An 11,700-nucleotide genomic window follows, 5' to 3' on the forward strand; every position below is an offset into this window, starting at 1 on the left:
ACAAAGCCGTTTTATCTCTTACAACCGCCAGTAAATAATTCCCTGGGTAGCAGCCGCCTTTGGATTAAAAACGCTTTTAACGTCCAAAATAACCGGGGGATGTTTTGTACTGCATAACCCGGCAAGACCGCCCAATCCCATGGCCCGGTAGTTTTTGTGGGCCACGGCAACAACCAGCGCATCTACATCCTTAAAAGCGCCTATGGGTTTCAAATCAATACCGTAATATCCCCTGGCTTCCCCGGGATCGGCCATGGGATCATGAACAATTACTTCCACACCATAGTCTTCCAGCTCGGCAATGATATCAACCACACGGGTGTTGCGCAAATCCGGCACATCCTCCTTAAATGTTATACCGAGGACCCCCACCCGGGTGTGGTTGATCTGCTTGCCCTCCTTGATCATTATTTTGACCAGACGCTCAGCAATATACTTGCCCATGCCGTCATTAACACGCCGTCCGGCCAGAATCATCTCCGGGTGATAGCCTATTGACTCCGCTTTGAACGTCAAATAGTAGGGATCAACACCAATGCAGTGCCCGCCAACCAGACCAGGCCTGAAAGGCAAAAAATTCCATTTGGTACCGGCAGCTTCAAGTACATCCAGGGTATCAATCCCCATGATATCAAAAATCATGGACAGTTCGTTCATTAAAGCGATATTTATATCCCGCTGGGTATTTTCAATGACCTTGGCGGCTTCAGCCACTTTTATGCTGGGGGCGACATGGATGCCCGCTTTGACTATTTTTCCGTAAACCTTTTCCAACAGGTCAGCGGTTGCCGGGTCAGAGCCGGAGACGATCTTTAAAATGGTATCAACCGTATGCAATTTATCCCCGGGGTTAATCCGCTCCGGTGAGTAGCCCACGGAAAAATCCTTACCTAACGTCAACCCGGAGGTTTCTTCGATAATCGGCACACAAAATTCTTCTGTGGCACCCGGGTAAACCGTGGACTCAAAGACCACACAGCTGCCAGGGCTCAGGTGACGGCCTGTGCTTTCGGAGGCGCTGCGCAACGGCGTCAGATCGGGAATACGATACTGATCAATGGGAGTAGGTACGGCCACGATAATCAAGCGGCAGTGGCCCAGGACTTCAGCATCATCCGTGTAGGTGATTGCGGCTGTTGCCATATCTTCATCACAGACTTCAAGGGTGCGGTCCCTGCCTTTTTTAAGTTCGGCAATACGGCCGGCGTTATAATCATAGCCAACCACATTAAAATGCCGTGAAAGATGAACCGCCAAGGGCAACCCCACATAGCCCAACCCCACGACTGCAATTGTCTCTTTTTTGGCTGCCAGGGCCTCAAAGGTCAGCATCCCTTTCATCTTATCTCCTTTAATTACGTTTCTCACGGCAATGGCTATATCAACAACGAAAAATTCATTTTAGTCCTATTCCAACGGGATGTAAATCCGGTAATACCGAATTTAAAAACACCCCAGCGGTCATGGTGCAACGCATCCGTGTCAATGACAAACCGCTTTTTGTCCTTATACCGGGAAAAATGAAAAAAACCGGCTTCCAAACGGTTGCAATAGATATCATAAATAGTCACCTTCCCTTTTTCCCATATAGCGTAAACTTTCGTATTACTCACGCCCCTGGTCATTGTCGGCTGCAGCAGATCAGCCCGGCAGTATGGCGGGAGGTTGCCGGAAACCACCTGCAGCAGATCCCTTGATTCATTAAACGTCCTGTGCTCTTCCGGCTCCATGTGTTTTTTTATATATTTATATTCTTTAAGTGAATGCATTTGTGAACGATTGATCAAGGTAAACGGCCCGCACGGCCGGTCATTATCTGCACTGATCATGGAATGGGATGCCATATTTTCAGGCATGCAGTCCCAAAGCTGTCCATACACAAGGTCCATGTCTGTAAACCCGATAAAGCCATAGCGGTCCAGTTCTTCTTTGTCATCCCGTAAAAAATAAAACATAAGCCGGTAATCACAGACCCTGCGAAGAAAACAGCCGGGTATGGTTATATCCAACCGCTGCTTAAAATCGGCAACCATCTCCTCGAACTGGTATCGAATGAGCGTAACTGCCGGATTAAGGGCTTTGGATTTCGTGATCCTGTCATTATAGACAAACCAGTGGAAATGATGATGGTTTAATTCACATGATTTAGCCCAGAACGGAAAATACGCGGGAAGTTCGCCAAAAAAGGGGACTAAGAAAGCGCTTTTTAACTCAAGATCAAGCATACCAAATTCCTGTTCAAGTCGTTCAAATAATTATCGGTTGTCTGTAAGAATAGTATTGTAAACAAAAGAAGTAATTATCGCTACAATATTATTGCCTGTTGTTGTATGGTATGCCCCATTGTTTTTACATAAATATGCCCATTAAATTTTTTTTTAATTCCTGATCACAATATAACCGAATGAATAATAAATTATTATCTCACATGAATTTGAGCAAAATCTGCAGCGCTGCACTGGCTCTACTCGCATTTATCATCCCTGTATCCACGGCCGCAAGCTATATGGTTCTAGGAATTTTCCTTTTATTCTGGATTCTGGACAACTTTAAAAAATCATTAAAAGAATTGGCAGTTATCCTAAAATCAAACCCTGTGGCTATGGCTGGCTGTGCATTTTTCCTGATTCACATAGCAGGACTTTCCTATACCCATGCCGGGCAGGAAAAAATATTTGAGAGCATCCAGAACGGCGGTAAGTTCCTGTTCATAACCATGGCCATGATATACTTAAAAGAAGAAAAAAATAACCGGGCTGTTTTAATGTCATTTATTGGCGCCATGGGATTGGTTCTTGCTCTCTCGTATCTGATACGGATCAGCATGGTGCCGCACTTTATACCTGTAAAAGGCAACCCGCTTGACTGTTATGTTTTCCATGACCACATTAAACACAATACATTCATGGCATTTACCGTATTTGTTACGGCAGTGCTGGCCAAATCCGCTATAACACGTAAAGCACGGTTCTTATGGTCAGGGTTCAGTTGCCTGGCCTTAATTAATGTATTATTTATGGTGAACGGACGAACCGGCCACCTGATTACCCTTATCCTTCTTACGTACTATTTTTTCTCCTGGAGCAACCGGAAAAGCATTGCAGGGTTCTTTATCACCTGCCTTTGTATGGGGCTTTTAATATGGATCTATCCATCCAATCCACTGTTGACAAGAGCCTGTATCGCAGTCAATGAAATAAAGGCATGGAATTATGGAGAACCTGCAAGTGTGTCCTCATCCTCAGGACTGCGCCTTGAACTCTACACAAACTCGCTTAAACTCATCAAAAAAAGGCCGTTCATCGGTACAGGCACAGGCAGCTTTCAAACCGCCTATTCCGAATTGATAAAAGGCACCCGGTTCAATCGATCAGACAATCCCCATAACGAATTTTTAATGGCCGGCGTTCAATTCGGCCTGGTTGGCATACTGATTCTTCTATATTTTTTCACCATCCAATGGTGGTATGCGGCATCTTTAAAAAAAAAGGCAAGGATACTGCTTGCCCGGGGCCTTGTCTTAACCATCATGACAGCCTGCATGATAGCATCTCCGCTCCAGGACAGTGCAGAAGGCTGGTTTTTTGCCTTAATGAGTGCCACCTTGTTTGCACCGCAAACAATCCGGCAAGAGGATTCGGACTAAAAATGGAGATAACCGGTACGCCGGCAGATATGGCAGATGGTTGAACTGTTTTCAATCCGGCCTTTGACTTCTTTTCGTGCGGCAATATAGTGCTCATTATTCCATATAGTGCGAAACGACTCGGTGAAAACATTGCCAAATTGATACTGATCACCAAACACAGAACAGCAGGGAAAAACATTCCCATTCCAGTTGATCACCGCAGTTTTCCACAACGCCCTGCAGGAACGGACAATCTTCTTTTCCTGTGACACCATATCAAATGGGCAATATTCCGAATTTTCCGGCAGCCATTTACCATCCCTTTCAATGGCCTGTTTTACATCATCAAATATCTCCTTTCCCATATCCGGACGGATCATATTGATGGCCAGTTCAACGCCGAGTTCCTTGCTCAATTGTTTGATTTTCTCAACTTCGTGCTCATTATGGCGAAAAACATGAAACAAAATTTTCAGTCGTGTATAGTAAAGATTCAATTTTTTCTTGGCAGCAAGCAGCAGACGGATATGCTCAATCACAGTGTCAAAATCACCGCCGACCCTGTATATTTTATAGGTTTCCGGAGATGCGGCATCAAGGGAGATAAAAATCTTTTCTATTTTTGCTGCAATCAACGCCTCTGCACTCTGTTCATCGAGCCGCATCAGATTGGAGCTGATATTTACCGTAATGCCTTTTTTCTTTGCCAGACGAACCATGGCAACAAGGTCCTTATTCAGCAGTGGCTCCCCCCAGTTATGCAGGTCCAGATCCGTCAGATAAGGCCCCACCTCACTGAGGATCCGTTGAAACTGTTCAAAGGGCATAAAGCCTCTTTCCACCCCTTTGTCACCGCGTCCTGTGGGACACAAGGGACATTTCAGGTTACAGACATTGCCGACATCAATCGTCAAGGCACTGGGATAATAATGCAGTCTGTCGCAACCCAGAAGGGTTTCAATTTCCTTGACCATCAGGTTAAAAACCCTTTTAGGCCGAAGCAGCAGATTGTACATTAGGGTTAATTTTTGCCGCATATGTTCACTGTGCATATTGCGTTCCTTTCAAATGGGCATATACACTCTTCAATATGAATGTTTGGATTCACTTCAATCACCGGGATTAACTTGCACCCTATACACTTACGTTACTTGAGCCATATCCATCAACATAGGCCCGCCATGAACCATCCGGTAACTGGGTTGCATCAACAGTATGCATGCCATGGCTGTTCCACCCAGACCCTGAAGCATCAAGGACAGGGGCGGCAACAGCTTCTTCCTGGTAGGCTTTCGTCGTCAATGTGGTGATCTTAAAGCCCCAGACCTTGCTCCCATATATGGGAAAGGCATCCTGGGCAAAACGAATCGGGTCATTTTGATACAAAACAACCCGTCCTGCAGGTCGCGCATAATGGGGATCTTTTTTGCGTATCGGACTTTTCCGATGCTGTTTGTAGGGACCTTTTAAATGGTGGGAAAAATAGAGCCTAAGGGTTGAATTCCCCGAGTCTGTAAACAACCACCAGATATCATCATAGAAAAAAAGGCTGTTGTCTGCAAAGCGTTTGCCTTTCAATAATATGGTGTCCAGTTCCCAGTGAAAAGGAAAACCTACAGCCCGATACAGACGAATCTGCCGGGATTGTCTGGATTCAGGAATAAGATAAAACTGATTCTCCCGGATAAATACGTAAGGATAAGAGAGGTGAAAAGGCTCATCAAGGACAACTTTCTCATACTGCCATGTGTCCCCATTCTCACTGCTTGCCACGGCTATTTTTCCCTTATAACCGGTTTCAGTTTTCACCTCAGCTTCAAAAAAAAGGTAGTGCTTACCCTCATACTGGACACCAAAAGGGTCTGCGACAAGTCGTGCCTGGCCATCGGACACATCACAGGGGCATAGAATAGGGTTGGTTCTCTTGTCAGGCGGCTGTAAGGCAAAAGGAGAAACACCCTCGTAGATACCGATGGACCATTGGCATCCAGGGGGCGGGGTCTGCGGAACCAATTTTTTTTTAGGGAATAATAATACCATAAGCATCACCAGTTTCATACAATTGCAACCAACAATCCTGATTATAGCGGATTTGGGGGACTGGGTCGGGGAGCGATGAAATAGACTGGAAAATTCATTTCCTGAGTTATGGTTGAAGCACTAACAGCAACTATAACAATTAAGGAAAATGATGATTTCACCCTCTAACACCACTCCCGGACCGAATCGAACTATTTGTATGCGCGTTTGTCAAGCACAATATTACATCATCATTCAATATGCCATCCAATTTCGGATAGTATTAAGCATGCTAACCAAGGAACATCCTGAACTTTTTCCGCCCGAAATCGCCTTCGGATACAAAATGAAGGAGATCAGAGTCTCAAAAAAACTGAAACTGAAAGTCAGAAGAATAGTGATAGCTGGTGTCTGTTATACAATAATGCCGTCTTTTGCGATGCCCTATATGACTGGATTTGTAAAAAAGGAAGCTGAATGCATTAATCCGGCATATCAGCCGGACACTGTCAATACCGACGGATGGCAATCGACGCAGAATGCCTGGAAAACGTTGTTTCCCAAGATAACCGTGCTATTCTGCAAATGAAGTTCCGGACGTCATTTCACTCAAAATCAAGAAGCTCCGAGATAATCTTCCACAGTTTTCCCAAGCCTATGATTTTCCTGGCGCACATAGAACGAGTAACATGGTGGCCCGGCTGATGCAACGGATGGATCGTCATTTATTCAGTACCAAGTATTTTCACAGCACTATAAAATCTGCCAATCTCAGCATACGTGCCTGGGCACTTATCCCAAATTTTGCTCCACTCAATCCATGGACGGTAAAGCAAAAAAGCTATGTGAGTTCTTTTAAAAGAGTTAACGAATTTAAGTACCATGAAAATTGGCTTCAGAACCTTTTGATTTCGGGTTCATTGAGAGGCTTACGGACGGGTCCCCCAAATCCGCTATAATCAGGATATGTTACCTTTATCAAAAATTCCCTTGAGTGATACTGAAACTAGATATACCGTATTTGCGCGCCACTTAACACCCGCCATTTTTTCAATCATGCATCTCATGGAGCAACTGCTTCATTCAAGAGAGTCAAACCTTGAGCTTAATCACTGAAAAATGGGTATACTCACAGGGTTAGGTGTTTGTCACACTAATCCGCGATGAGCCAGAAAAATTTTGTTGCCGGCAGTCGACAAAGCACTGTTGCTCCAGCGAAAAGACCCGCTCTTCATGGCGAACCTTCCAGCCCGTATCAGTCGCATTGATCTCATAGAGGCAATAGCGGGACCGCTTCTTGTCTGTACAGCTTACAGAGGAGACCGATGGTGCTCCCATAACCGGAATGAAACCTGTTGAGGCAGCCAGGCAAGTCTGCACTGTCATATGTGCATGCCCAAACAGAATCAACTCAGCGCCATAGCGTTCCAGTATCAAACGCAGGGATGCTGCATCGGTCAAGCTCCGCCGCCAGCTGACTATACCGTCTATCGGCGGATGGTGAATCAGTATAATACGGAAAAGACGTTGACTAGAGAGATGTTTTAAGATAAGATCCAATTTTTTTAACTGCCTTGCGCCGATTGTCCCGGTAGCAAGATGGGGTCCACTGGGGCATGCGGTATTTATACCGATCAAAGCAAACTGGTTACGTATTTGCAGAGTCGGAAAAAGCTCGTCCAGGCTGGTTATTAAATTGGCCGGTTGCTCCTGCTCATCGGCTGCCATATAATCCAGCCAGTGTGCAAAAGTTTCCCGCCAATCCGACTTTACATAAGTATCATGATTGCCGGGGACGACGGTTATTTTGCCTGCGCTGCCGAGATTGTGCAGCCAGTCCCGGGCCATTTCAAATTCAACCGGCAGCCCCAGCTGGGTGAGATCACCGGTAATTGCAATGTGGTCTGGTTTTATCCGTTGCAGGTCTTTGTATAAACAGGTAAGGAGTTCATCACTGTGCCCGGTTCGGCGTTTCAGCTTCCATCGCAGATAACCCCAAAGCCTTTTATTGAAAAGATCACGTGTTTTAATATGATCAACACAGGCCAAATGCGGATCGGAAAAATGGGCAAGGATAAAACTTTTCCCGGCGTCGTTTTCAGCCGTTTTATTGACAGTGCTGCCGAACTTTGCAGTATTTGAGAGAGTTGAAACCATAACCTACCTATACAGATTATGATTTCTTTTTGCAAAGTCCTATTTGTGTTACACCATTTATTAATTAATAATTCAAAAAAAGTGTTGATATGGGTTTATTTATTTATTTCTCGCATAAGTGCCCTGTAAAAATATGGGGCCTTACCTCGGAAGAGAGAATTGAAAAGGTGTTAAAAGGAACTGATATACAACGTATCACAGAAAATTTGGATTCCCTCCATGACAACGATTCTGTCCTGATACTAAGAGGAGACTATCTCTTCGACGACCGATTGATAAAATATCTGGCTACCACGCCGAACATTGTCCTGCATCTGGAGAATGGCCCGCAAAAGTCAGTTGTCGCCGCCAATATTCCCGCCTCCCTTGCTCTGCAGGCTCTGGCGGTTATAGAAAAAAAAGCAGATATCGGCACTCTGCCCGGCGTGCAGGTCCAGACCCCGGCTACCATCTCAATTGCCTTTCAGGAAAAATTACGCAAGTTCGAACTGCCTTTTGTTCTGCCAATCACAGCGGCAGGGAAACAGGATCTGGAAAGCCGGCTTTTCGACTGGTCGTATAAGGGAATTACCGATTTAGTGACAAAATGGGCATGGCCCTGCCCGGCCAAATGGGTTGTCCGCTGCTGTGTTCATCTGCACATCAAACCCAACCATGTAACCTTGATCGGTCTTTTACTGGTCATCTCTGCGGGAATATGTTTTGCCCGCGGCCAGTATGGATGGGGATTGCTGGCAGGGTGGCTGATGACTTTTCTGGACACGGTGGATGGCAAGCTGGCTCGTGTTACCGTTACATCAAGTAAATTTGGCCACTATTTTGATCATCTTATTGACATAATTCATCCCCCGATCTGGTACATCCTCTGGGGTCTGGGTCTGGGTTCTGACCAGATTTCCGGAATGAACATCTCATTGACTACTCTATTTTATTCCATGATGATCGGTTATATAATTGGACGTTTAATCGAAGGCTCATTCAATTGGTTTCTGGGCGGCAGCTTTGGTATCTTCTGCTGGCAGCCGATTGATGCATATTTCAGGCTGATAACTGCCAGACGCAATCCAAACATGATTTTTCTGACCATCAGCTTTCTTGCGGGACGTCCGGATCTGGGCCTTTTGGCTGTTACTTTCTGGACGGTTACCACCACTATATTTCTTCTTGGACGATTAACGTTAGCCTGGCGCGCGCGTTTGCGAACAGGTTCGCTCAGGTCCTGGTTATCAGAGGCCAATACACCCAAATATGAGCAATCCCTTGCTGTTCGTTTATTTGCCAGGCATTCCTCCAAATAATTCAGACCACTCGACCCTTTTCCTTGAATAGAAATATGACCCCATCGCCCCTGGAATCTGGCAATACACCACGTGTCGGAGCGCTCATCAACCCCCTGAGTGGTAAAAACAGTCAGAGGTTGGCAGCCATAGCTCAAACAATCCGGAAATATCCCGATGTATTGGTGCAACAGGTTGAAACTCCCCAGGATATATACGATGCCCTGATCGATTTTAACCGCAAAAATATAAATATCCTGATCATCAGCGGCGGTGACGGCACTGTGCAGGGAGTTCTGACGGTTCTCTTCCATCATCAGCCCTTTGCAATTCAACCACAGCTCATCGTGATCGCAGGCGGCACAACCAATATGATTGCCGGTGATGTCGGCATATCAGGAGATCAGGCAAAAGCGGTGCACCGCCTTCTCCAATGGGCGCAGAGCGGTAGTGGTAAAATTACCAGGATACAAAGACCAGTCCTCCGTTTACACGTTCCAGGCCACGAAGTGAAATACGGTATGTTTTTCGGAGCTGCAGCCATCAGTCAGGGCATCCATTATTACCGCAAAAATTTGCACAACAAAAAACTAGGAGGTATTCCAGGTATATCCATGACTATTTTCCGTTTTTTATGGGAAATAATCTGCAAGCGCAGCCAACTTGCCATCTCCACTCATATATCGGTACGTCTTAATAAGCAACCGTGTCAAAAAGAAGATTTCATGCTATTATTTGTCAGCACCTTGAATAAACTTTTTTTTGGCCTGCGCCCTTTTTGGGGTTTTGAAAACGGGCCGCTACAGTTTACCGCGGTCAGGTCAAGGGCCAAATATTTACCGCAGGTTCTTCCCTTTTTGGCCAGAGGTCATATGATCGACAGAGGAACAAAGGAGAACGGATACTATTCTCACAATGTTAATGAGATAGAGCTGTATATTGAAGACAGTGTTGCTCTGGATGGTGAAATTTACACGCCGGAATCCAGAAAAAAACCGACCGTGCTTGAATATGGCGGCAGAATAACTTTTTTACGAGTGTGATCATGGAAATTCCATTATGCCTTCTTGATGTTATGCAGCACAATTCTGCAAAAAGACCGTCATCACCGGCGGTCAATCGCCTTACTGAAGAGATTCTGGCACGCTACGGCAATGCTGTGCAGGCTATATTGTTTTATGGTTCCTGCTTCCGTCAGGGAGAAGATCTCGACGGTCTTTTTGACCTGTACCTCCTGGTAAGCACTTATGATTCCGTCAATAAAAATTTCGTACAAACTGCCATAAACAAACTGCTGCCACCAAATGTTTTTTACCTGGAAGTTCCGTATAAAGAACAAACAGTCAGGGCTAAATATGCGGTATTATCTCTCAACGATTTACAGAGAGGAACCTCTTTAACGTGGTTCCACTCCTATCTTTGGGCGCGTTTCTGCCAGCCCACGGCCATAGTGTACGTGAAAAATAATGCGGTGGCAGCTCAGGTGAACAGAGCTTTTAGCCAGGCTGTCATCACCTTTGTCATCAGAATATTACCCCGCCTGCCAAAGGAATTTACTCTCCGCGAGCTTTGGAGCAGAGGACTTGAACTGACTTATCGCTCCGAGTTCCGGGCTGAACAGCCGGACAAGCAGGTTCGGTTGTTCGATGTCACACCGGAATATTTTGTAGACATTACCCGTAAAGCCTTCGATGGCACCCCCTATCAGGTAAATGAAAGAAGTAATAAGGGAACGGCCCTGTACACCGCAGAAATCCGCCCTTCAGTGCGTTTTATTTCCCGTATAACCTGGGCTATGAGGATAGCACAGGGAAAAATTCTTTCTGTTTTACGACTTGCCAAGGGCTCCCTGACATTTGAGGGTGGAGTCGATTATATTTTGTGGAAGATCAAGCGTCATTCCGGGGTTACTCTGGAAGTCAGCCCTTTTTTAAAACGGCACCCTGTTCTGGCCATGTGCATTTTGTCCCTGCGTTTATACCGACGGGGTGGGATTCAATAACATCGGCCAGCACAACCGGAGCACTGGGCTCCAACTAGTCCAATATGTAATTTTATTATATTTTTTAAAAAAATGAGACCGTTCCCACAAACACAGTTTATATCCCATTTTGGTGGACCCGGTCAGCGAAAGGGCGTTTTACGTAATCTCCTGGCAAAAAGTATTGAGAAGGTTCCTGTCGGCGGAGAAATCTTCTGGGTTACTTACTATTTTTGTGATCATACACTGGCGGCAGCTTTGGTTCGTGCTCACCGCCGCGGCGTAACCGTCAGAGTGGTTATGGAAGGACAACCACGGACCGGGCGCGCCAATGCTCCTGTTATACAGCAACTCGGCGGTATTGCGGGAATAGGTTCGGGCTTACGGGTTCTCACGCATGGAATACCGGAAAATATTCTTTGGCAACGCAGCAGGCTCCATGAAAAACTGTATTATTTCAGCCACCCGGAGCCTCATGTCTTCATCGGCTCCTTTAACCCATCAGGGACAGATGACAGAACCCTTTTGGCTAAAATTGGCGATCAGGATTATGGCTATAACATGCTGGTTGAAATTCGTGATACAACTCTGGTGACTGGCCTATTAGCTCATGCATATCAGATTTTTTACCGCTATCA

The 11,700-nt window shown here is 45.7% G+C and carries 10 protein-coding genes; 5 read left to right on the forward strand and 5 right to left on the reverse strand.

Annotation, left to right across the window (positions count from 1 at the left end; genetic code table 11):
• Positions 1 to 18: 18 nt before the first annotated feature.
• Together AB7U36_RS01840 and AB7U36_RS01845 are read right to left on the reverse strand one after the other, a co-directional pair.
• Positions 19 to 1,341 carry a nucleotide sugar dehydrogenase gene (locus tag AB7U36_RS01840; protein WP_428158101.1) on the reverse strand — a complete coding sequence of 441 codons (1,323 nt, stop codon included), beginning with the start codon at positions 1,339 to 1,341 and terminating at the stop codon, positions 19 to 21.
• Positions 1,342 to 1,376: 35 nt separating this feature from the next.
• A complete protein-coding gene (locus AB7U36_RS01845) occupies positions 1,377 to 2,225 on the reverse strand; it encodes a DUF6625 family protein (RefSeq protein ID WP_428158102.1) in 849 nt (282 codons plus the stop codon).
• 179 nt (positions 2,226 to 2,404) lie between these two features.
• Here AB7U36_RS01845 and AB7U36_RS01850 point away from each other — a divergent pair, with 179 nt between their 5' ends.
• Positions 2,405 to 3,646 (forward strand): O-antigen ligase family protein, encoded by a 1,242-nt coding sequence (locus tag AB7U36_RS01850; RefSeq protein ID WP_428158103.1) that lies wholly within the window; start codon positions 2,405 to 2,407, stop codon positions 3,644 to 3,646.
• Here the strand turns inward: AB7U36_RS01850 and AB7U36_RS01855 are convergent.
• From AB7U36_RS01855 to AB7U36_RS01865, 3 genes are all read right to left on the reverse strand, one after another.
• Complete coding sequence (locus AB7U36_RS01855; protein WP_428158104.1) at positions 3,643 to 4,680, reverse strand: radical SAM/SPASM domain-containing protein; 1,038 nt, start codon at positions 4,678 to 4,680, stop codon at positions 3,643 to 3,645. The two genes, AB7U36_RS01850 and AB7U36_RS01855, sit on opposite strands and share 4 nt — an antisense overlap.
• 82 nt (positions 4,681 to 4,762) lie before the next feature.
• A complete protein-coding gene (locus AB7U36_RS01860) occupies positions 4,763 to 5,641 on the reverse strand; it encodes a glucosamine inositolphosphorylceramide transferase family protein (protein WP_428158105.1) in 879 nt (292 codons plus the stop codon).
• Between the two features lie 1,143 nt (positions 5,642 to 6,784).
• On the reverse strand, positions 6,785 to 7,804 hold the full coding sequence (locus AB7U36_RS01865) for a metallophosphoesterase family protein (protein ID WP_428158106.1): 1,020 nt from the start codon (positions 7,802 to 7,804) through the stop codon (positions 6,785 to 6,787).
• 89 nt (positions 7,805 to 7,893) lie between these two features.
• On the opposite strand from AB7U36_RS01865, the gene AB7U36_RS01870 reads away from it, so the two are divergent.
• From AB7U36_RS01870 to AB7U36_RS01885, 4 genes are all read left to right on the forward strand, one after another.
• Complete coding sequence (locus tag AB7U36_RS01870; RefSeq protein ID WP_428158107.1) at positions 7,894 to 9,102, forward strand: CDP-alcohol phosphatidyltransferase family protein; 1,209 nt, start codon at positions 7,894 to 7,896, stop codon at positions 9,100 to 9,102.
• A 35-nt stretch (positions 9,103 to 9,137) separates the two neighbouring features.
• Positions 9,138 to 10,124 (forward strand): diacylglycerol/lipid kinase family protein, encoded by a 987-nt coding sequence (locus AB7U36_RS01875; protein WP_428158108.1) that lies wholly within the window; start codon positions 9,138 to 9,140, stop codon positions 10,122 to 10,124.
• Between the two features lie 2 nt (positions 10,125 to 10,126).
• Positions 10,127 to 11,083: a hypothetical protein gene (locus AB7U36_RS01880; protein WP_428158109.1), complete on the forward strand. Its 957-nt coding sequence runs from the start codon at positions 10,127 to 10,129 to the stop codon at positions 11,081 to 11,083.
• A 72-nt stretch (positions 11,084 to 11,155) separates the two neighbouring features.
• A partial coding sequence (locus tag AB7U36_RS01885) for a phospholipase D-like domain-containing protein (RefSeq protein ID WP_428158110.1) occupies positions 11,156 to 11,700 on the forward strand: 545 nt, incomplete at its 3' end.

Source organism: Desulfobacter sp., assembly GCF_050177295.1.

Bases quoted from the DNA above. Each gene is read 5' to 3' on its own strand.
- AB7U36_RS01845 (WP_428158102.1), bottom strand. From the start codon at position 2,225: ATGCTTGATCTTGAGTTAAAAAGCGCTTTCTTAGTCCCCTTTTTTGGC.
- AB7U36_RS01880 (WP_428158109.1), top strand. From the start codon at position 10,127: ATGGAAATTCCATTATGCCTTCTTGATGTTATGCAGCACAATTCTGCA.
- AB7U36_RS01875 (WP_428158108.1), top strand. From the start codon at position 9,138: ATGACCCCATCGCCCCTGGAATCTGGCAATACACCACGTGTCGGAGCG.
- AB7U36_RS01840 (WP_428158101.1), bottom strand. From the start codon at position 1,341: ATGAAAGGGATGCTGACCTTTGAGGCCCTGGCAGCCAAAAAAGAGACA.
- AB7U36_RS01850 (WP_428158103.1), top strand. From the start codon at position 2,405: ATGAATAATAAATTATTATCTCACATGAATTTGAGCAAAATCTGCAGC.
- AB7U36_RS01865 (WP_428158106.1), bottom strand. From the start codon at position 7,804: ATGGTTTCAACTCTCTCAAATACTGCAAAGTTCGGCAGCACTGTCAAT.
- AB7U36_RS01870 (WP_428158107.1), top strand. From the start codon at position 7,894: ATGGGTTTATTTATTTATTTCTCGCATAAGTGCCCTGTAAAAATATGG.
- AB7U36_RS01855 (WP_428158104.1), bottom strand. From the start codon at position 4,680: ATGCACAGTGAACATATGCGGCAAAAATTAACCCTAATGTACAATCTG.